General features: G+C 63.2%; 18 protein-coding genes and 2 pseudogenes. 8 read left to right on the top strand and 12 right to left on the bottom strand.

The window, feature by feature from the left end; translation table 11 throughout:
- Position 1: 1 nt before the first annotated feature.
- The 5 genes and pseudogenes from AC1Q7H_RS00385 to AC1Q7H_RS00365 form a co-directional block, all read right to left on the bottom strand.
- A complete protein-coding gene (locus AC1Q7H_RS00385; protein WP_492380814.1) occupies positions 2-262 on the bottom strand; it encodes a hypothetical protein in 261 nt (86 codons plus the stop codon).
- Positions 262-465 carry a helix-turn-helix transcriptional regulator gene (locus tag AC1Q7H_RS00380; RefSeq protein ID WP_492380813.1) on the bottom strand — a complete coding sequence of 68 codons (204 nt, stop codon included), beginning with the start codon at positions 463-465 and terminating at the stop codon, positions 262-264. Before AC1Q7H_RS00380 ends, AC1Q7H_RS00385 begins: the two co-directional genes overlap by 1 nt.
- Positions 462-626, bottom strand: coding sequence for a hypothetical protein (locus AC1Q7H_RS00375; RefSeq protein ID WP_492380812.1), 165 nt, complete (start codon positions 624-626; stop codon positions 462-464). The genes AC1Q7H_RS00380 and AC1Q7H_RS00375 overlap by 4 nt, the downstream gene beginning before the upstream one ends.
- 17 nt (positions 627-643) lie before the next feature.
- Positions 644-2077 (bottom strand): AAA family ATPase, encoded by a 1434-nt coding sequence (locus AC1Q7H_RS00370; protein ID WP_492380967.1) that lies wholly within the window; start codon positions 2075-2077, stop codon positions 644-646.
- Positions 2078-2246: 169 nt separating this feature from the next.
- Positions 2247-2315, bottom strand: a pseudogene (locus tag AC1Q7H_RS00365) (AAA family ATPase); the annotation flags it as partial.
- Positions 2316-3136: 821 nt separating this feature from the next.
- Here AC1Q7H_RS00365 and AC1Q7H_RS00360 point away from each other — a divergent pair.
- On the top strand, positions 3137-3559 hold the full coding sequence (locus AC1Q7H_RS00360; RefSeq protein ID WP_492380811.1) for a hypothetical protein: 423 nt from the start codon (positions 3137-3139) through the stop codon (positions 3557-3559).
- A gap of 681 nt (positions 3560-4240) precedes the next feature.
- Here the strand turns inward: AC1Q7H_RS00360 and AC1Q7H_RS00355 are convergent.
- Positions 4241-6307: an acyltransferase family protein gene (locus AC1Q7H_RS00355; RefSeq protein WP_492380810.1), complete on the bottom strand. Its 2067-nt coding sequence runs from the start codon at positions 6305-6307 to the stop codon at positions 4241-4243.
- A 303-nt stretch (positions 6308-6610) separates the two neighbouring features.
- On the bottom strand, positions 6611-7672 hold the full coding sequence (locus tag AC1Q7H_RS00350; RefSeq protein WP_492380809.1) for an acyltransferase: 1062 nt from the start codon (positions 7670-7672) through the stop codon (positions 6611-6613).
- Positions 7673-8129: 457 nt separating this feature from the next.
- Between AC1Q7H_RS00350 and AC1Q7H_RS00345 the strand changes: the two genes are divergently transcribed.
- The 4 genes from AC1Q7H_RS00345 to AC1Q7H_RS00330 are packed head-to-tail and all read left to right on the top strand — an operon-like array spanning position 8130 to position 10590.
- Positions 8130-9311 carry a glycosyltransferase family 4 protein gene (locus AC1Q7H_RS00345; protein ID WP_211980007.1) on the top strand — a complete coding sequence of 394 codons (1182 nt, stop codon included), beginning with the start codon at positions 8130-8132 and terminating at the stop codon, positions 9309-9311.
- An 18-nt stretch (positions 9312-9329) separates the two neighbouring features.
- Positions 9330-10055 (top strand): polysaccharide deacetylase family protein, encoded by a 726-nt coding sequence (locus tag AC1Q7H_RS00340; RefSeq protein ID WP_211980006.1) that lies wholly within the window; start codon positions 9330-9332, stop codon positions 10053-10055.
- A 56-nt stretch (positions 10056-10111) separates the two neighbouring features.
- The gene (locus tag AC1Q7H_RS00335; protein ID WP_018313432.1) at positions 10112-10321 is read left to right on the top strand and encodes a hypothetical protein; all 210 of its coding nucleotides are present in this window, start codon (positions 10112-10114) and stop codon (positions 10319-10321) included.
- 32 nt (positions 10322-10353) lie between these two features.
- Complete coding sequence (locus AC1Q7H_RS00330; protein ID WP_041228032.1) at positions 10354-10590, top strand: hypothetical protein; 237 nt, start codon at positions 10354-10356, stop codon at positions 10588-10590.
- Between the two features lie 27 nt (positions 10591-10617).
- Here AC1Q7H_RS00330 and AC1Q7H_RS00325 read toward each other — a convergent pair.
- Together AC1Q7H_RS00325 and AC1Q7H_RS00320 are read right to left on the bottom strand one after the other, a co-directional pair.
- Positions 10618-10776: pseudogene (locus tag AC1Q7H_RS00325) on the bottom strand (transcriptional regulator); the annotation flags it as partial.
- A gap of 2 nt (positions 10777-10778) precedes the next feature.
- A complete protein-coding gene (locus AC1Q7H_RS00320; RefSeq protein WP_010813574.1) occupies positions 10779-11111 on the bottom strand; it encodes a DMT family transporter in 333 nt (110 codons plus the stop codon).
- A gap of 265 nt (positions 11112-11376) precedes the next feature.
- Here AC1Q7H_RS00320 and AC1Q7H_RS00315 point away from each other — a divergent pair, with 265 nt between their 5' ends.
- Positions 11377-11886 carry a hypothetical protein gene (locus AC1Q7H_RS00315; RefSeq protein WP_211980004.1) on the top strand — a complete coding sequence of 170 codons (510 nt, stop codon included), beginning with the start codon at positions 11377-11379 and terminating at the stop codon, positions 11884-11886.
- Between the two features lie 17 nt (positions 11887-11903).
- Here the strand turns inward: AC1Q7H_RS00315 and AC1Q7H_RS00310 are convergent, their stop codons facing one another.
- Positions 11904-13082 (bottom strand): benzoate/H(+) symporter BenE family transporter, encoded by a 1179-nt coding sequence (locus AC1Q7H_RS00310; RefSeq protein WP_211980003.1) that lies wholly within the window; start codon positions 13080-13082, stop codon positions 11904-11906.
- Between the two features lie 333 nt (positions 13083-13415).
- Between AC1Q7H_RS00310 and AC1Q7H_RS00305 the strand changes: the two genes are divergently transcribed.
- Positions 13416-15347: an ATP-binding cassette domain-containing protein gene (locus AC1Q7H_RS00305; RefSeq protein WP_211980002.1), complete on the top strand. Its 1932-nt coding sequence runs from the start codon at positions 13416-13418 to the stop codon at positions 15345-15347.
- Positions 15348-15360: 13 nt separating this feature from the next.
- On the opposite strand, the gene AC1Q7H_RS00300 is transcribed toward AC1Q7H_RS00305, so the two are convergent.
- Together AC1Q7H_RS00300 and AC1Q7H_RS00295 are read right to left on the bottom strand one after the other, a co-directional pair.
- A complete protein-coding gene (locus tag AC1Q7H_RS00300) occupies positions 15361-15504 on the bottom strand; it encodes a hypothetical protein (protein WP_153953659.1) in 144 nt (47 codons plus the stop codon).
- The gene (locus AC1Q7H_RS00295) at positions 15501-16712 is read right to left on the bottom strand and encodes an MFS transporter (protein ID WP_492378328.1); all 1212 of its coding nucleotides are present in this window, start codon (positions 16710-16712) and stop codon (positions 15501-15503) included. Before AC1Q7H_RS00295 ends, AC1Q7H_RS00300 begins: the two co-directional genes overlap by 4 nt.
- A gap of 357 nt (positions 16713-17069) precedes the next feature.
- Here AC1Q7H_RS00295 and AC1Q7H_RS00290 point away from each other — a divergent pair, with 357 nt between their 5' ends.
- Entirely contained in the window at positions 17070-19061 is a 1992-nt protein-coding gene (locus AC1Q7H_RS00290; protein ID WP_013957466.1) for a DNA topoisomerase IV subunit B, read from the top strand.
- Positions 19062-19162: the final 101 nt, after the last annotated feature.

Genomic DNA, 19162 nt, shown 5'->3' with positions numbered 1-19162 from the left:
TTCATTGATCCTTGATCGATGCCAACAGGCCAGCCATCGGCCCGAACTTCACCCAGCGCGACAGCGGCTGGTGCGGGTGATTCACCGCGGCCCGGTTGATCTCGTGCGCCAGCTTCTCCAGCTGCGCGATCTGCAGCGTCATGACAGCGTGTGCCTGGCGGCAGATCGCCAGCGCCTCTTCGGCGTGCGCGGCGGCATGCTGGGCTGCCATCAGCTGCCGGCGTAGCTCGGCGTCGCTGGCGAGAGCGGAAAGGGCGTGCATCAGTGCCCTCCGCGCGTCGCGATGATCTGTTCGTCCACCCACTTCTGGACCTCTTCCTCGATCCAGCCGCTGGCCCGGCCCAGCTTGATGGGCGCCGGGAACGTGTGTTCTTTGATCCGCTCGTAGATGGCGATCTTGCCCAGGCCGACACGCTCAGTGACCTCGGGCAGCCGGATGATCCGGCGCTGCGGTTGGGTGTTCATGAGAAATGCCTCCCATGCAGTTCGTCGAGCTTCTCGACCTGGTTGCCGGTGAGCTTCGTCACCTCGCCGGCGTGCATGCGTTGCGCGAGGCTGCGCACAAACTGTTGTTCCCAGGCGCTGAGGTCTTTGGTTCCCAGCAGACCTTCCAGGCGCTGGATCATGGTGGTTGTGCTGACCATCACGCGGCCTCCCTGATACTTCCGACCTGGTGGTCCTCGATCCAGTAGGCGGTGATGGATTCAGGCAGCTGCCCGGGCGGGGCCTTGAGGCTCATGAAGATCAGGGCGGTGTCGATCTCGCCAGCCGCTGACAGGTCGTCCAGCCACCAGAACAGCCGGTCGCGCTCGGTGCCGATCAGCACGTCCGCCCGGTCCAGGACCAGCAGTCGCATGCCGGTGAGGCGCGAGATGGCCTCGGCCAGCAGCGCGTCGACGCGCCACTTCTCCGATTCGGAGAACAGGGCATAAGGCCGGCCACCGTCGCCCGTGATCGCCATGTCGGCGCCGATGCCGATGCGCATCCATTCGGACTCGACTGCCGCGGCGGCCAGGCGCTCGTTGATGGGGTCCAGTGCCTCGGACAGCAGCTCGGCCGGGATACCGCTGGGCCCGAACGCCTCGGCCAGCGCTTCCCACGCGATAACGTCGGCGTGGTGCTGGGCAGCCTTGGCCGTCTGCTCGGCGGCCTGGGCGATGGCCCGGCGCGCGGCGCGCGCGGCTTCCAGTTCCTCGCTGACCTTGCCGATCGCGGACTGCAGAATCTTCAGTTCTGCCTCGATCTTGGCGCGCAGCTCGCCGTCAGCGTCACCTGTGTCAGCCGCGGCGTCCTTGCGCAGCAGGGCAAGCTGCTTGGCCGCGGCGTCGGCTGCGTCGCGGTCGGCCGTGCGGCTCTTCAGGGCGTTCGCCAGGACGCTCAGGCTGCGTTCGTACTCGGGCAGGCGTGCCGCGGCTTCGGGGTCGGCTTGGGTCGGCTCGTACTTCGCCAGCTGGCCGGCTAGAAAGAGCAGCATGGCGCCGCAATCTGGGCAGGCGCAGGGAATGCCGGCCACCTTGCCGCCGGCGGCGGCCCGCAGCGCCTCGACCTTGGGGCGGAAGGTGTCCAGCTCTGCCTGTGCCCGCTCAACCGATTCCCGCGCTTTGGGCAGCTGATCAGCCTTGGCCGACAAGTCGGATATCTGGCGCTCACGGTGCGCGCGCTGGCGCGCCGCGGCGTCGATCTCGCCCAGCTGGCGCTGCAGGTCGCCAGCCGATGCACTGGCGTCGGCAATATCGGCCTCGCATTCGGCGATCGTAGCGGCCAGGTCTTCCGGCGCGGGTCCGCCAGCCGGGGCCGGCGCGATCCAGTTGGCGGCCTTGACGCTGCCATAGGTTTCATTGGTGATGGCTCGCCAGGCGCCCTTGGCGGCAGTGGCCTTCATCTGCGCTTCCTTGGCGGCGGCATCGAACCCGGCGCGCACCATCGGCAGCACGGCCTCGGCCTTCTTCGTGTCGCAGCCGCGCGCCACCAGGCGCTCGCGCACCTGGTCGGTACCGATCTTGATGCCCATCAGGTCGAACAGGAAAGCGCGGCGTTCCTTGACATCCAGGTGCGCGAAGCGCTGCGCATCCAGCACGAACGGCAGGCCGCGGGTCAGCCGGGATCCCCTGCGTGGACTTGCCCGAGGGCAGGGCCACGCTGTTGGACTGCGGGCCGACGGAAATCACAATCGATCCCGATTCGGTTCCGTCGTGCAGCAGCTGGCCGTATTCCTTCTTGAGGCTGACGCGCACGCTCTCCCCGGCCAGTGCCATGCGCACGGCTTCCTGGATGCTGGACTTGCCGGCGCCGTTCGGGCCGCAGATCAGCGTCACGGGCGTGGCCGGGCTGATGTCGGCGGCCCGGCCAGGCACAGCGATGCGCTCGCGCTGGATTCTTCGCTATTTAAATACTAGATATTTTCGCTTTCCACGTGGAGTAAAGGTACAGGCACGGGAAGGATGGAGAACCCTCGATCGGATACGAAGCATAATTTTCTTCGTGTCGTTGAGGGCCAAGGGCCATGGCTCGATCGAAACGCAGAATCAAAGGGATATGTAACGATCTCAGGGGCTACCGCGCATTGGTGGATTCTGAAAGCCGAGGTGGACCGAGACTCGGGACACTATGCCTCAGGTGGCCACATTGCAGCTCTCTATCAAAATGAGCTCTATGAGATGGTTCTGCGCAGCGGCGGTGGTGTTGCGAGGCTCCAGATGTTCGGAGTTATCTTTGGGTCGGATCGTGTTGTAATTTATATTGAGCAGAATTCTTCTGAGGATTGTCTTGTTGCAGCAAATACAGCGTGCACTCATCTCTTGATTAATAATGAGCCAATCGACTGGGCGCGGTGGGCTTCAGAGTTTCGTGCTTAACATGCCGGAGGAGATATGATTGCTGCAGGAGAGTATCGGATCTCATAATGTAGATAGAAACTACAAGCAGAAAATTCTTGAGCGTTTGAGGGATATTCGGGACCTGCTTAGATTCTCGTCTGCGCGGCCCACTAATAACGGAGATGTGATAATAAACGATGAGTTAAGGATGGTGGGGGGTGAGTCGCGTCCGGGTGATTTAAAGAGAGTGGGGAATCGCCCCTCGGGTGGCAAGGGGGGGATCTGGGGAGATATATGCGCTTATAGCGGAATCCGGAGAAATGACTGGGAAGTCAGTCGATTCGTTTGATGGTCCTGAGGTGAAGTGGGTAAATGCTGCAGATGGAAGTCGGACGCCGCCTGATCTGGAGGATCGCGCGGCTCGTTTTCTTATGGAGCAGAACCTTCTTATTATCAACGAGGATTTTATGGCGTTCACCGACTTGGTAGATCGGTGGGCTATTATGTACGCGCATGTTCCAGGGGCCAACGCATCAGTTCGCGAGGTGGTACAGGAATGGTTCGAGCAACAATTAATCGAGACAGTTATGAGTGTCCGTGGCCTAAAGCAAACCGGCAAGTGGAGCCTTGAGGAAATGAAACGTCTCTGGAGCGACGAAGCTCTTACTGCGGCGAGTTTGCCGCGTTGGCACATTGATCAGAGCATTAAGCGGAGTCTTGGTCAAAAACTGGGCACCACTTAAAGTGGCGTGAATAGTTCGTACTTGCCCCTTGGATGAGACGAGGTACCCTCGGGGGGCATCCTAGCATCCGCGCCGCCCGAGCAAGCCATTGGGATCGTTGCGAATCCACCATTTGAAATCCTCGGAAGATGTGGGACTAGAAAGGCCCAATATGCGAGGAGGGGAGGGGACAAACGGGCTGAAAGGTCGCCTCGCTCGTCGCTCCACGCCAGCCAAGGTACCCCCTTGTCTGTTTTGGGCCGACTTCAAAAAATCCGGTAAGACTCTTACCGGTGGTGTTGTTGTTCATCTTTCAATGGGCGAGCCTGCCGCTAGAGGGGCCCAAGAGTCTTTCTAAAGTCAGTGATCACAAACCCAAGTGCCTAGGCTGAACTGGGAGTTCAGTGCCACGGCCTCCTGATCGGAAGGAACCATGGGTGCCTGTCGGCGGGACCACAGAATAGTTCGCGGCAGTTCGCCAAAGTTCTCCTTCCCCAAGTAAATCAAGGCTTCGCGCCGAATCGACGTTCGCCGAGGTGACGACATGACTGCAGTGCCTTTGGCCGCATCGTCCGTCAGCACGTCTGCCTTGTCCACATGGAGTCATTCTGGCCCACCACCGTGCAGGCGCCAAAGTGTGCGGGTGGAAGCCAAGTCACGGTAGACAAGCCACGGCGCATCTTTTGCGTCGTGTCGAGGATGTCATTCCGCAGTGATTGCGTTGTGCTCGAAGAACTTCGTTACCAGATAGTCAGAGCCAATTGTAGTGAGGTGCCCGTAATCATAGGACAAGGGAAGAACCTTGTCCTCAGACAGGGACAGCAGGCAGCCTCTCTTGTCGCACATGTATTCCAGCGGGTTCACGAATTGCACCTTCGTGCTCGTCGCCACCGCACGAATCTGGTCGGTCGTAGATAACGCCGCGGGGTTGAAGTTTCGGTAGGTGCGAGTCTCGATCATACTCCACACATGAGCCCGCTTTAGCATCTCCGGCTGGCTGACCGTATATACGGGCAGGCTGCCGACGAGGATGACATTCTTCACGCCAGCCTGTTTGACAACGTCGATGGTCGCTGCCAGTTTGTTCGTATCGAGCTTTTCCCAGGTGCTGGCCCCGTCGTACATCGACCAGTTTGCGGCCATAACGAGTGTGTCAGGTTTCAGCTCGCGGATCCTCCCTAGTGTGAACTCGTTCAGATTCACGCAGTCTTTCTTCTGACTGACATTGAAACCGAGAATGGGTGGGCAGCCGCTTGCAGTGAACTGTGCAAGGTTGTAGTTGTGGGATGCGGAATTGTTGGCAAATCCCTGGTACAGAGATGCAGCGTGCGAATCGCCCCAGATCATCAGCAGCGATTTGTGATTGTCGCGGTTGGATCCGCAATGGTCCGCAAAGTGCTTGACTCTGTCGTTTTGAGTGTCCAAAAAGCACTCGCCGTAACGGAAACCTATAAACCAGTTGTACGAGAGCGCTTCGTTGACGCCGACGTTCATGACGTTGATGAAGCGTTCCTTGTAGCCGTTCTGTTCGAAGGCGTCATAGCCAACGTATCCTACGCCAGTCATTAGCGAGGCTAGGACGAAGACTTTGAGTTTCGTGAAGCTACCATGGCGGACATGCTTCTCAACAATCTGAACTGTCAGCCACGCCAGCACGATCGCCGCTAGCACCGCACCGATCCGAATGCCACGGGATGGCACGCCGGCCTCGATGATGCGGGCGAAGGAGAGCAGTGGCCAGTGCCACAGGTAGAGCGGAAAGCTGATCAGGCCAGCCCAGACGGCAACAGGGTGGGACAGTAAGTTCTTGTTGGCCCAGCCGTTCGGTCCGGCGGCAATGATGAACACAGCCCCAATCACGGGAACGATCGCCCACTTACCGGGAAAGCTAAATTCCTTGCTGATGTGCCAGAATCCGAAGCAGAGCAGCAATATGCCCGCGACTGACAGTGCGTTGGCAAGCGTTGTCCCGTCATCCTTTCGATCGACCGAATAGATGATGCGCGCCAGCACACGATCGACGCGCAGGCCGAGTTGCTGGCAGTCCTGCTTCTTGTAGAGAACGAACCACGCCAGCAAGCTTCCTGCAAGCAGTTCCCAGAACCGCGTTTGCGGCGAATAGAACGTTGCCGTCGCGTCGTGTTTGATTCCTTTCAGATTTAGATAGAACGATGCAAGTCCAATGATCGCGGCAATCGTGGCTAAGTTGAACTTCCGCTTCCACGCGACCCATAGCAACAGCGGCCAGACAATATAGAACTGCTCTTCGATGCCCAAGCTCCATAGATGGAGCAGGGGCTTTGTGTCAGCGGAATTGTCGAAGTAGCCGGATTCGCTCCAGAGAACGAGATTTGAGACGAACCCAGCGCCAGCTGCGATGTGCTTGCCGAGCTGCTTAAACTCTTCCGATAGTAGTGAAAACCAGCCGAAGGCATAGCAACAGATCAGTACGATCAGCAGCGATGGGAAAATCCGCTTGATCCGTCGGGCGTAGAACTCGAAGAAGCTGAAGGTGCCCCTATCGAGGTTCTGGAAGATGATTGTGGAGATCAGAAAGCCCGAAATGACGAAAAATATGTCGACGCCAATGAAGCCGCCTTTCATCCAGTAAGGAAAGGCGTGGAAGGCGACCACAGACAGAACAGCCACTGCCCTTAACCCGTCGATGTCGGGTCTGTATTGGGGGTGGGAGAAGCCCGCCCGGTCTGCGCTTGTTGTTGTGTTTTGGAAAAGTGCTGCGTCAGACTCCGCAAGCAGGCTGCGTTGCATGGAAGGCAGGTTGTTGTTATGGGACGCGCGATTGTATCAATGTCTCTCGACGTTTAGGGCACACGGCCATCTTCCCACCTTGCCAGCCCTGAAGCCGCACGCCCATACCCCCAAAAAAAATGCTCAATGCGCAAGTGGTACCGATTTCTCGGCAAGGGGTGAGAATCGCATGTTGCAGGCTTCGCCACATCGCTCGAATAGGGCAATTCAACTGGTTTTTGCGACGCGAGGCGGGATAGGATCAGGTTCTGCGACCATGGCGTCGGCTGGGTAGAGCCTGAGGAAACTGCGCGCTGCACCCTGTCAGGAGTTTCGGAGCCGGGATATGCAATTGGCAGCGCTGAGCATCTTCATTTTCCTGATTAGGGGGCTGACGATCAGGAGGTCGACTAACGTAGCCAGCGCGGCGGCAAGCACGAACACCAGCACGCCTGTGGCGAGCGCCCATACCATGCTGTTTTCGAAAACAGCCTTCACCTTGTCGTTGAAGAAATAGTAGATGAAGATGTGCGACAAGTAGATGCCATATGTCCGCTCGGACAGGAATGTGATGGCCTTGGGGAATCTGCTGACCGTCAGAGAGTTGAAGAAATAGAAGATGGCCGCGGTGAGGACGATCATGTTTAGCCCGTCCACGTACAGATCTCCTGGCAGTCCGTGCTTGGCTCTATAGACCGTGGCCGTCGCTGTGACGACGTACATGGCTGGGATTAGCGCAAGCGCGACGAACTTGTATCGCTCCCGATCGATCCGGAACAGCAACCCGCCGACAATGTAGTAGAGCAGCCAGACGTTGATGCTCGGCAGGAAGACTGCCGGCTGCCTGACGTACAGGTTGTAAGCATGAAGGGCCACCAAGGCGAACATCGCCGGCAGAGCGCGGTTCGGCGTGATCGAGTCCATCAGGATCTTCAGCCCCGGCGTAATGATATACAGGCCGACGATCCAGTAGACGAACCAGAAGTGCTGGCTCATTAGCGGCTGGTAGTTGAACGCTGGCCCGAGCGCGACGAGCCGCAGAAATTCGAGGATCTGCCCCGGATCAAAAAACACGCGCAGTGATCCCGCCAGGTGCCACATATTGTGGACCATGAAGAAGTGGATGTAGCCATAGATCAGGAACGGCACGATCACAGCAGGCAGTCTGTTCGCGTAGAACTTGCGAAGTGAGGTGATTGGCTGGTTCAGCAGGAAGTAGCCGCTGATGATGAAGAAGACCGGCAGGCCGGCCCGAACGACTGATTGCAGCGCTAGTGCGGTGTGGTTGTGCTTGCCGGTCAGCACATATTCCGGTGACACGTGGATCATAATCACCGCGAAGCAGCACATAATTCGTAGGAGTTCGACCTGCAGGTTGCGGGGCATGGAGTGTCTCGTGAATGCCGATGCCGCCATTTTATCCCGCGTTTTGTGCATCCCTCGAATTAGGGGGCAGACAGCCAGTTCGGCCCGATAGGCCGACCAGTAGAAGTGGCTGTGCCGGTTGTGGCGGGCCAGCTTCTTCTCGATGAAAAGTCGCACGGTGCCGAGGTGGCCGGCCTAGAACGGACGGTATCTGCGGCTTGCAGATGCTGTCAACGAGAAGCATTCTCAACACGTTACGGAATGTTACGACAGTGGCACGATCGATAGCTGTGCGATGCTGGTAGCTGCCAATCCCGAGGCAATGTGATGGCTATCCCGCCGCTGTTTTGGCGATTTTTGCCGAAGAAGGCGGAAAATGTGGATCAAAGCGGACCCGCCCGCTGGGGCTTCGGGCGAACCCTCATGGGTGGTTCTGTAATTTGCTGTAATGATTGAATGCTAGTCTGGCAACAAAGGAATGCCGGCGGTGGAGAAAGAATTGCGAGTGCTGTTCACGAACTTTCACCGGGGAAACGGTGGAGGGCATGACACCTATGTCATCAACCTGCTGGCAGGGCTGGCGCCGGCACATGAAGTGACCGTGGCGGCTCCCCGGACCAGCCGTCTGTTCCGGCTTGCCAGTGGGCACGCAGACGTCGAGGTGGCGGCGGTTGATTTTGCGCCGAGAGGCCTGCGCTGGCTGCGCGAGTTGTGGGCGCTCTGGCGGATCATCACCCTTGGGCGCTTCGATATCATCCATGTCAACGGTTCAGCCGATCACAAGCTGGTCATGCTCGTGCGCCTGGTTGCCTTGCGCCGGCCGCGCGTTGTCTATACAAAGCACAACGATCACCGCAGCAACAGTGTCGGCAACTGGCTGCGCGCGTGCCTTGGTACCCACCATGTGATTGCGGTCAGCGACTATGTCGCCCGGAAGCTGCGTACCTCCCCGTACAGCCGTGTGCCGGTGACCACCGTGTCCCATGGCATCGACATGGGGCACTTTGCACCGCCGGCGCCGGCGGAGGCCGATGCGCTGCGGGCGCGATACTTCGGTGCCGGCTCGGCATGCACGGTCTTCGTCAGTACCGCGGGTACCCGCTACGAGAAGGGCTGGACGGACCTGCTGGAAGCCGTTGCACAATTGCCCGCCCACTTGCGTAGTGGTGTGCGTGTGATCCTGGCTGGCGAAGCGCCCTTGCCATGCATGACGGGGAAGGTCGCGGCGCTGGGACTCGGCGATCAGGTCGTTTTTACGGGCTTGCTGGACGATGTTCGCCCCACCCTGGCGGCAGGGCATACCGCCTTTGTGCTGTCGCGGAGCGAGACGTTGTCGTTTGCCTGCCGCGAAGCCATGGCGATGGGCCTGCCGGCACTGGTTTCCGATGCCGGCGGCCTGCCTGAGAACGTGACCGACGGGCAGGACGGCTGGGTGGTGCCATGCGCCAACATCGCGGCACTACGGGCGCGGCTGGAGCAAATCCTGTCGGCGCCTGAGCGGCTGGCCGAGATGGGTGAGGCTGCCCGGTCAAAGAGTCGGGCGTACTTTGGCATGGATACCTTCGTCGCCGGCACACTCGCCGTGTACCACGCGGTTCTCGAGCCGGGAGCGCGGCCTCAACCCCTGCCAGCCGCGCTGACCCAGAGCCCCAGCCAGTAACCGCGCGCTTCGCCCGTCATGTCGATCCCGATCCTGACCTATCACCAGATTGATATCGTGCCGCCCCACGGCGCGCCGTTTCGTGGCCTGACCGTCAGTCCCGCGCAGTTCCGCCAGCAGATCGCCTGGATGCGCCGGCTGGGCTATCGCGGCCTGTCGATGCGCGAACTCATGCCCTATGTTCGGGGCGAGTCTACCGGCAAAGTGTTCGGGATCACGTTTGACGACGGATTCCGCAATGTCCACCGGCATGCGCTGCCCGTCCTGGCGGAGTTCGGCTTTAGTGCCACCAATTACTTTGTGTCCGGCCAGATCGACGGCAGCAATGTCTGGGACGCCAGCCAAGGCGTGCCGCCTGCTCCGCTGATGAACGCCGAAGAGGTGCGGGAATGGGCCCGCCTCGGCCAGGAGGTTGGCGCCCATACGGTCGACCACGTGCACCTGCCGGCATTGCCGCTGGCGGAAGCCCGCCGGCAGATTGAAACCTCCAAGGCAGCGCTGGAGGCCTTGGTGGCGATGCCGGTCACGGCGTTTTGCTACCCTTATGGCGAACAGCAGGCGGTGCACCGGGAAATGGTGCGCGAGGCCGGCTACAACAACGCCACGCTGACGCAGCGCGGGCTGGCGCGTGCCGATGACAACCCTTTCGGCCTGCCGCGTGTCCATGTGCATTGCGGCACTAACCTGTTCCGCTTCCTGCAGAAATGCCTGACGCGGCATGAGGACAAGCGGCGGGGCGACTGATCTGCCGGGACAACATGCCGTTGCCCAACAATCCTCCAATCTCCGGAGAGCTCGCCATGGAACTGAAATACAAGGGCCGAGAGATCTCAATCCAGGCCAAAAAGGACGCGAGCGGCCAGTGGGACTGGTCATATGGCATCCGCGGTCACGGACACCGGCACAACACTGGGGCGCTTGCTCCTTCGGAATCGGTCGCGATCGATAACGCCTATGCGTCCGCGAAACGGGAGATTGACCAGGCCACTTCAGGCGACGCCAACGACTAGTATTTCCTGAGCTCTCACTGGTGGAGAAAGACATGGATCTCCAAGGGTTCACGTATTACCGCGACCACTGGTATGAAGCATCGGCAACGTCCCTTGGCGTTGGCGGGCCCTGGCAAGGTGAGGTGACCATCTGCGCGAAAGCGGCAGATGGAGCGCCGCTCAAGGTCTTCGATCACCATCTTGTTCCGGGCCAGTTCTTCAGCGAAGGCGAGGCATGGCAGCATGCCTCGGACTGGGCCAGGACGCAGATCGATGCGCGCTTTGGCTAGCACGCGCACCAGCCGCTGCGCCGGTGCTCACGCCTCACTGCGCTCGGCGATCAGTACGTTGGCAGGAATCTTCAGGTCACGGTGCAGCCGCCGAATCATGGCCAGACTCAGGGCGCGCTTGCCATTGAGCACTTCAACTGCATATACGCGGTTTAGGTTACCCAGGTAGGGTTGCATGTCGCCCACGATCAATGCGCGCTCGTCTTCGAAAACAGCTGAATGACGGCGACGCCGGCAATAATCAGACCAATCCCAGCGCAAGCCGCCAGGTCCGGCACCTGCCGGTACAGCACCACCGCGATCAGCGACACCAGCACGATCCCGGCCCCGCTCCAGATCGCATAGGCAATCCCCACCGGCACTGTCCGCATCACCAGCATCAGCAAATAGAACGCCGCCACATAGCCGGTCACGACCAGCACGCTGGGGACCAGCCGCGTAAAGCCTTGTGACGCCTTCAGGCTGCTGGTGGCGATGACTTCGGCGACGATGGCGAGGGCGAGGAGCAGGTATCCGTTCATGAGAGCGCACAAATGGGTGGGCCGAAATGGGCCGAAGCCGGCATCTTAGCGCCCCCGCATGTTGCGCCAAAGCCGCGTCCCTCCCTTGCGGTGGTTGTGCAAAGCGGCAATGGGGGATTGAATGTGGCTATAAAGGCGAAAACAAGCGGGCGCATGGCCGGCCCGCGGCACAAGAAAGTCCTACAAGGCAGTCGCGGTAGTCAGCCCGACCAAGCCGGCACGAACCTCACGATGCCGGCGGCGGGCATGGGGTAAGGGGAGCGGTATGCATCACAATGGCATCGACGGCACGTCCGCCTGGACGTCTTCGCAGTCCGGGGACGGGGAGCCCGCACCGGACGCGAATCCGTGGCAGGACACCATCGCCGCGGCGGACCACGCACTGGAAGAGGCCTCGCGCATCCAACGCGGCGTGCAGCACAACCTGAAGCTGTTGCAGGAAGTGCGGTCGCTGCGCGAGGAGTTGCGCAAGGCCCATGCGGAGGTCGATCGCTATCGGGGCATGCATGCCCGGGTGGTGGTCAGCATGCGCCAGCTGGACGACGACCATATGGGGGAAATGAGCCGGCTCCAGGCGGCGAGCGAGATGCTGCAGGTGCGCCATCGCGTCTACAAGCTGATGGCCGAGCACTACGCGCGCGTGGCCTTGAACCTGGATCCGGAAACCTTCGCGGCCCACCGCGACCGCGTGCTGCAGCATGTCTTGTTCCAGCGCCGCAGGGGCGTGTCGCCCGACCATATCAGCTACGCGGACGTGGCTTTCCTGATGCTCTAGCGCCTCAAGCGCGATGCTCAGGCGGCGCGCTGGCGCAGCACGTGGAACGCCAGCATGCCGCCCACCACGCCCCAGAACGCAGAGCCGACACCCGCCAGGGTCATGCCGGACGCCGTGATCATGAAGGTCAGCAGCGCGGCTTCGCGCTCAGCCGGAATTTGCATGGCCACGGTCAGGCCGTTGGCGATTGAGCCCATCAGCGCGAACGCGGTCACACCCACCACCAGCGCTTGCGGAAAGGCGGTAAACAGCGCCGCGATGCTGGCGGCCAGCGTGCCCGCGACCAGGTAGCCCACGCCGCAGACCACGGCCGCGGTATACCGGCGGTTGCGGTCGGGGTCGGCCTGCGGGCCGGTGCAGATGGCGGCGGTGATCGCCGCTAGGTTGACGCCGTGCGAGCCGAACGGCGCCAGCACGGCCGAGGTCAGGCCGGTGATCGAGATCAGGCGCGAGGCCGGCACGTGGTAGCCGTCGGCTTGCAGCACGGCCAGCCCGGGGATGTTCTGCGAGGCCAGCGCCACGATGAACAGCGGAACCGCCATGCTGACCAAGGCCGACAGCGAGAACGCCGGCGTGGTCCACACCGGCACCGCCAACGCCAGCCGCACGCCCGAGAAATCGAGCTGGCCGAGCACGCTGGCGATCACCGCTCCCGTCAGCAGCACCCCTGGCACCGCATAGGCCGGCCACAGCCGCCGCCCGAGCAGGTAGGCGGCGAACATCGCCAGCAGCAGCACGATCTGGTGCTGCGCCTGCACGAACACATCCACGCTGATGCGGAACAGGATGCCGGCCAGCAGGGCAGAGGCGATGCTGGCCGGCAGGGCGCGCATCAGCTTGTCGAACCAGCCGGTCATGCCGGCCGCGGCCATCATCAGCCCGGCCAGCAGGAAGGCGCCGATGGCTTCCGCGTAGGGCACGCCGGGCAGGCTGGCGATCAGCAGCGCGGCGCCGGGCGTGGACCAGGCCACCACGATCGGCACGCGCAGCGCCAGCGACAGGCCGATGGTGGTGATCCCCATGCCCATCGACAGCGCCCAGATCCAGGAGGAGATCTGGGCATCGGTCAGGTGGGCGGCGTGGCCGGCCTGGATCATCAGCACCAGCGAACTGGTATAGCCGGTGAGCGTGGCGACCAGCCCGGCGACGAGCGCAGACACGGACAGGTCGGACAATTTCAGTGAAGCGGTGGTCATGAGGTTGGCGGCAGGCCATTGGCACGGCCGACATCTTCGCATGAGTGCCTTGGCCGTACCAATTTGCCGCGGCGGCGTCCGGAAATCGCGGTTGACGGGGCTTTCCCTTACGGACTTTTCCGACTGGAGCGGGCAGGGGGGCGTTGTTATGCTGGTTTCGTGCCTTGCGAGCAGGGCACCGAGGAGAGACTCTTGGGCCCGCAGTGCGCGGGCCCTTCTTTTTTGGGGCCAGCCTTGGCCCGGCCCCGGTCGTCTACAATGCGGGCTGCCGTGCCACGCCAGCCCTGGCTGCCAGGCCGTCCCTCCTTTCTCTCGTCGTCTCGTCTTTCTCCCATGGCCCTGTTTTCCATTACCGACGCCCAGCTTGCCTTCGGGCACGTGGCCCTGCTCGATCACACCGACTTTTCGCTGGAGGCCGGCGAGCGCGTGGGTTTGATCGGGCGCAACGGCTCGGGCAAGTCCTCGCTGCTGAAGATCGTGGCGGGGCTGTCGGCGCCGGACGACGGGCTGATCGCGCGCCAGAGCGGCGTGACCAGCGCCTACGTGCCGCAGGAGCCGCAGTTCGAGGCGGGCATCACCGTGTTCGACGCCGTCTCCCAGGGCATGGGCGATGCGCACGACCTGCTGGTGCGCTACGAGGCCGCCGCCGACCGTGTGGCCGAGAGCCACGACGACGAAGCCGCGCTGGCCGAATTGCATCGGCTGCAGTCCGAGTTGGACGCCGCCGGCGCCTGGCAGTTGCGCACCCGCGTCGAAACTACGCTGGCACGGCTGGGGCTGGATTCGCACACGCGCGTCGAGGCACTGTCCGGCGGCCTGCAGAAACGCGTGGCGCTGGCGCAGGCGCTGGTGGCCGAGCCCGACATCCTGCTGCTGGATGAACCTACCAACCACCTCGACGTGGAAGCGATCCGCTGGCTGGAAGACCTGCTGCTGGGCTTTCGCGGCAGCGTGCTGCTGATCACTCACGACCGCGCCTTCCTCGACCGCGTGGCCACGCGCATCATCGAACTGGACCGCGGCCGGCTGGTGTCCTTCCCCGGCAACTTCGCCGCCTACCAGGCGCGCAAGGAAGAGATGCTGGCGGCCGAGCAGGTCGAGCAGGCCAAGTTCGACAAGCTGCTGGCGCAGGAGGAAGTGTGGATCCGCAAGGGGGTGGAGGCGCGCCGCACGCGCAGCGTGTCGCGCATCCAGCGGCTGGTGGCGATGCGCAACGAGCGCGCCGCGCGCCGTGAAGTCCAGGGTAACGTCAAGCTGGAGGTGTCACAGGCCGACCGCTCCGGCAAGATCGTGTCGGAGCTGACCGGCGTCAGCAAGGCCTATGGCGACAAGGTGGTGGTGCGCGACTTCACCGCCACCATCATGCGCGGCGACAAGGTCGGCCTGATCGGCCCCAACGGCGCCGGCAAGACCACGCTGCTGCGGCTGATCCTGGGCGAACTGGCGCCGGACAGCGGCACCGTGCGCAATGGCAGCAACCTGCAGGTAGCGTACTTCGACCAGATGCGCACCGCGCTGGACCTGGAGCGCTCGCTGGCCGACACCATCAGCCCGGGCAGCGACTGGGTCGAGGTCAACGGCCAGCGCAAGCATGTGATGAGCTACCTGGGCGACTTCCTGTTCGCGCCGGAACGTGCGCGCTCGCCGGTCAAGTCGCTGTCTGGCGGCGAGCGCAACCGGCTGCTGCTGGCGCGCCTGTTTGCGCGCCCGGCCAATGTGCTGGTGCTGGACGAGCCCACCAACGATCTTGATATTGACACGCTGGAACTGCTGGAAGAACTGCTGCAGGACTACAGCGGCACCGTGTTCCTGGTTTCGCACGACCGCGCATTCCTGGACAACGTGGTGACCTCGACCCTGGCCGCCGAGGGCGATGGCGTGTGGCGCGAGTCGGTGGGCGGATATTCCGACTGGGTCGAGCAGTCGGCCCGCAGCGCGGCGCTGCAGGCCGCGCGCAAGCCGGAGCAGAAGGCGGCGGAGCCGGTAAAGGGCAAGGACTCGCGCGAGGCGCGCGGCGCCAACCGGACCGTCAAGCTGTCGTACAAGGAACAGCGCGAGCTGGACGGCCTGCCGGAGCGCATTGCCGCGCTGGAAACGGAGCAGAAGGCGATCTCGGCGCAGCTGGAAGACGGTTCGCTCTATGTCAGCGATGCGCCCAAGGCCGTGCAGCTGGGCACCCGGCACGACGAGATCGAGATGGAACTGCTGGAAGCGCTGGAGCGCTGGGAAGTGCTGGAAGCGAAGTCGAAGGGCGAGGGCGTGTGAGCGCCTGGCTGCGTCACCCGCACCACGCCAACACCATATTGGTCAGATCGACCATAAAACCCGGCCGCAGGTAGCCCACGAACCCCAGCGCCAGCAGCCCGGCCAGCACCGCCAGCCCGGCTGCCTTCGCCACGCGGACGCGGGCCGCTGTCATCATGCCGCCGCCGGCTGCGCGCGCACCAGCGCCTGCTCGCGGATCGGCAGGTTCACCAGCGCGGCCACCACGCCCAGCGCGATCGAGATCAGCCACACCGTGTTGTAGCCGCCGGTGCGGTCATAGAGGTAGCCGCCCAGCCAGGCCCCCAGGAAGCTGCCGATCTGGTGCGAGAAGAACACCACGCCCGACAGCATTGACAGGTATTTCACGCCGAACACCTGGGCGATGATGCCGTTGGTCAGCGGCACCGTGGACAGCCACAGGAAGCCCATCAGCGCCGCGAACACCCAGGTGCTGGCCACCGTCAGCGGCAGCAGCAGGTAGCCGGCGATCACCACCGAGCGCGTCACATAGATGGCGGACAGCAGGTAGCGCTTGGGCAGGCGCTGGCCCAGCGCGCCGGCGGTATAGGTGCCGAATACATTGAACAGCCCGATCAGCGCCAGCGCCACGACGGCGACTTTCGGGTCGGTCAGGCCCTGGTCCTTCAGGTACGGCGCCAGGTGCACGCCGATAAACACCACCTGGAAGCCGCACACGAAGTAGCCCAGCGTCAGCAGCTGGAAGTTGCGGTTGCCGAAGGCTTCGTGCACGGCCTGGCCGATGGTCTGGTGGTGGCCGCCGGTGTGGGCCGCTTCGCGCGGCTCGCGCAGTGTCAGCGCCAGCGGCAGCATCACGCAGGCCATCAGCGCCATCACGTACAGCGCGTTCTGCCAGCCCAGGCCGGAGATCAGGCCCTGTTCTACCGGGATCATCAGGAACTGGCCGAACGAGCCCGCGGCGGCGGCGATGCCCATGGCCCAGACCCGCTTCTCGGGGCTGGCCACGCGGCCGATCACGCCGTAGACGATGCTGTAGGTGGTGCCGGACTGGGCGATGCCGATCATCACGCCGGCGCCGGTGGCAAAGGCGGTGCCGCTGGTGGCCAGTGCCATCACCGCCAGCCCGGCCACGTACAGCGCCACGCCGACCAGCATGATGCGCAGCGCGCCGAACTTGTCGGCCAGCGCCCCGGCAAAGGGCTGGCTGGCGCCCCACATCAGGTTCTGCAGCGCCAGGGCAAAGGCGAAGGTCTCGCGGTTCCAGCCATGGGCCTGCGTGATCGGCAGGTTGAACAGGCCGAAGCCGTGCCGGATGCCCATTGAAAGCGTGACGAGCAGCCCACCGCACACGAGGACGGTGGTCAGGGAGAGTTGTCGGTTCTGCATGTCTTGGCTCGGTGTGCGGCAGTCCCGCCGGGTAGGGCGGCGCCGACAGGGATTGTGTGTGCTTGTTGTTGTCCGTGCCGGGACGGCAATCAGGCTTGCCGGGGCCGGGTGGTGGCGAGTTTACTCCGGCTCGGGAAAACGCGTACTGCGCCGCCCGCGAGGCCGGCCGGGTTGGGGCGCCCTGGCAAAAAGTGGCGGCGGCCCGGCAAAGCGGCGCCGGCGCGGGCTGGTAGGGCGAGCGCCTTTTTGGCGGGATTGCCGTCGCCCGCTTCCATTACAATGCAGTGCCCGGTGCCCCGGCGCGTGCACAGTTGTGCGCCTCGTGGCAGCCGGGACCATCACTTTCGTAGCGACTCCATGGCGAGCAAAACCAGTCAGTACAGCGAATCTTCCATCCGGGTCCTGAAGGGCCTGGAGCCGGTCAAGCAGCGTCCCGGCATGTACACCCGGACCGACAACCCCCTGCACATCGTGCAGGAGGTGATCGACAACGCCTCGGACGAGGCCCTCGGCGGCCACGGCTCCGAGATCCTGGTGACCCTGCATCGCGACGGCAGCCTCAGCGTGGAGGACGACGGCCGCGGCATCCCGGTGGGCATCCATCCGGAAGAAGGCGTGCCGGTGGTCGAGATCGTCTTCACCCGGCTGCACGCCGGCGGCAAGTTCGACAAGGGCAAGGGCGGCGCCTATGCCTTCTCGGGCGGCCTGCACGGCGTGGGCGTGTCGGTGACCAATGCCTTGTCGACGCAGATGGACGTGACCGTGTGGCGCGACAGCATGTGCTCGACGCTGACCTTCTCCGGCGGCGACGTGACCGTGCCGCTGGCCTCGCGCAAGATCGAGCGTGGCGAGAAGAAAAGCGGCACCCGCGTGCAGGTGTGGCCGGATGCCAAGTATTTCGACTCGGCCGCGATCCCGCTGGCCGAGCTGCAGCGCCTGCTGCGCAGCAAGGCCGTGCTGCTGCCGGGCGTCAAGGTCACGCTGGTGACCGAGAAGACCGGCGAGCGCCAGACCTGGCAATACGACCAGGGGCTGAAGGGCTACCTGGTCGAGGCGCTGGCGCAGGGCAGTGGCGCCGAGCTGGTGATCCCGATGTTCGAGGGCGAGCATTTCGCTGACCCCGACGCCAATCCCGGCGAAGAAGGCTTTGCCGACGGCGAAGGCGCCTCCTGGGTGGTGGCATGGACCGAAGACGGCGCGCCGGTGCGCGAGTCCTACGTCAACCTGATCCCCACGCCGGCCGGCGGCACGCATGAATCCGGCCTGCGCGAAGGCCTGTTCCAGGCGGTCAAGAGCTTTATCGAGATGCACGCGCTGCAGCCCAAGGGCGTCAAGCTGATGAGCGAAGACGTGTTTGCGCGCGCCTCGTTCGTGCTCTCGGCCAAGGTGCTGGATCCGCAGTTCCAGGGCCAGATCAAGGAGCGCCTGAACAGCCGCGACGCGGTGCGGCTCGTGTCCACCTTCAGCCGCCCGGCGCTGGAGCTGTGGCTGAACCACCATGTCGAGTACGGCAAGAAGCTGGCCGAGCTGGTGATCCGCCAGGCGCAGGCGCGCACGCGCGCCGCGCAGAAGGTCGAGAAGAAAAAGGGCTCCGGCGTGGCCGTGCTGCCCGGCAAGCTGACCGACTGCGAGTCCACCGACGTGACCCGCAACGAGCTGTTCCTGGTCGAGGGCGACTCCGCCGGCGGCTCGGCCAAGATGGGCCGCGACAAGGAGTTCCAGGCCATCCTGCCGCTGCGCGGCAAGGTGCTCAATACCTGGGAGACCGAGCGTGACCGCCTCTTTGCCAACAACGAAGTGCACGACATCGCGGTGGCGATCGGCGTGGACCCGCACGGCGCCAACGACGAGCCCGACCTGTCCAACCTGCGCTACGGCAAGATCTGCATCCTGTCCGACGCGGACGTGGACGGCGCGCATATCCAGGTGCTGCTGCTGACATTGTTCTTCCGGCACTTCCCCAAGCTGATCGATACCGGCAACGTCTGTGTGGCGCGTCCGCCGCTGTTCCGCGTCGACGCGCCCGCGCGTGGCAAGAAGCCGGCGCAGAAGCTGTACGCGCTGGACGAAGGCGAGCTGCTGGCGATCCAGGACAAGCTGCTCAAGGACGGCGTCAAGGAAAACTCGTGGCAGATTTCCCGCTTCAAGGGCCTGGGCGAAATGAGCGCCGAGCAGCTCTGGGAAACCACCATGAACCCCGACACGCGGCGCTTGCTGCCCGTGTCGCTGGGCGAATTCGACCTGCCGCAGACCGTCGAGATGATGAATATGCTGATGGGCAAGGGCGAGGCCGCGCAACGCCGCAGCTGGCTGGAAGAGAAGGGCAACGAGGTCGAGGCCGATATCTGAGGGAAGTGAGCGGCACCTGGACGGTAAGCGTCGGCCGGGGATTGGGTAGATAATCCCCAGTTTCCCTGGCCGTCATTCCCGATGGTCGCCAACTGACAGCA

It is taken from the genome of Cupriavidus sp. GW823-FHT06D04 (genome assembly GCF_058795055.1).
This window is presented reverse-complemented; position numbering and strand designations above follow the sequence as displayed.

Excerpts from the sequence above, each read along its gene's own strand:
- AC1Q7H_RS00385 (WP_492380814.1), bottom strand. The coding sequence starts at position 262 with ATGCACGCCCTTTCCGCTCTCGCCAGCGACGCCGAGCTACGCCGGCAG.
- AC1Q7H_RS00380 (WP_492380813.1), bottom strand. The coding sequence starts at position 465 with ATGAACACCCAACCGCAGCGCCGGATCATCCGGCTGCCCGAGGTCACT.
- AC1Q7H_RS00375 (WP_492380812.1), bottom strand. The coding sequence starts at position 626 with ATGATCCAGCGCCTGGAAGGTCTGCTGGGAACCAAAGACCTCAGCGCC.
- AC1Q7H_RS00360 (WP_492380811.1), top strand. The coding sequence starts at position 3,137 with ATGACTGGGAAGTCAGTCGATTCGTTTGATGGTCCTGAGGTGAAGTGG.
- AC1Q7H_RS00355 (WP_492380810.1), bottom strand. The coding sequence starts at position 6,307 with ATGCAACGCAGCCTGCTTGCGGAGTCTGACGCAGCACTTTTCCAAAAC.
- AC1Q7H_RS00350 (WP_492380809.1), bottom strand. The coding sequence starts at position 7,672 with ATGCCCCGCAACCTGCAGGTCGAACTCCTACGAATTATGTGCTGCTTC.
- AC1Q7H_RS00345 (WP_211980007.1), top strand. The coding sequence starts at position 8,130 with ATGCCGGCGGTGGAGAAAGAATTGCGAGTGCTGTTCACGAACTTTCAC.
- AC1Q7H_RS00340 (WP_211980006.1), top strand. The coding sequence starts at position 9,330 with ATGTCGATCCCGATCCTGACCTATCACCAGATTGATATCGTGCCGCCC.
- AC1Q7H_RS00335 (WP_018313432.1), top strand. The coding sequence starts at position 10,112 with ATGGAACTGAAATACAAGGGCCGAGAGATCTCAATCCAGGCCAAAAAG.
- AC1Q7H_RS00330 (WP_041228032.1), top strand. The coding sequence starts at position 10,354 with ATGGATCTCCAAGGGTTCACGTATTACCGCGACCACTGGTATGAAGCA.
- AC1Q7H_RS00320 (WP_010813574.1), bottom strand. The coding sequence starts at position 11,111 with ATGAACGGATACCTGCTCCTCGCCCTCGCCATCGTCGCCGAAGTCATC.
- AC1Q7H_RS00315 (WP_211980004.1), top strand. The coding sequence starts at position 11,377 with ATGCATCACAATGGCATCGACGGCACGTCCGCCTGGACGTCTTCGCAG.
- AC1Q7H_RS00310 (WP_211980003.1), bottom strand. The coding sequence starts at position 13,082 with ATGACCACCGCTTCACTGAAATTGTCCGACCTGTCCGTGTCTGCGCTC.
- AC1Q7H_RS00305 (WP_211980002.1), top strand. The coding sequence starts at position 13,416 with ATGGCCCTGTTTTCCATTACCGACGCCCAGCTTGCCTTCGGGCACGTG.
- AC1Q7H_RS00300 (WP_153953659.1), bottom strand. The coding sequence starts at position 15,504 with ATGATGACAGCGGCCCGCGTCCGCGTGGCGAAGGCAGCCGGGCTGGCG.
- AC1Q7H_RS00295 (WP_492378328.1), bottom strand. The coding sequence starts at position 16,712 with ATGCAGAACCGACAACTCTCCCTGACCACCGTCCTCGTGTGCGGTGGG.
- AC1Q7H_RS00290 (WP_013957466.1), top strand. The coding sequence starts at position 17,070 with ATGGCGAGCAAAACCAGTCAGTACAGCGAATCTTCCATCCGGGTCCTG.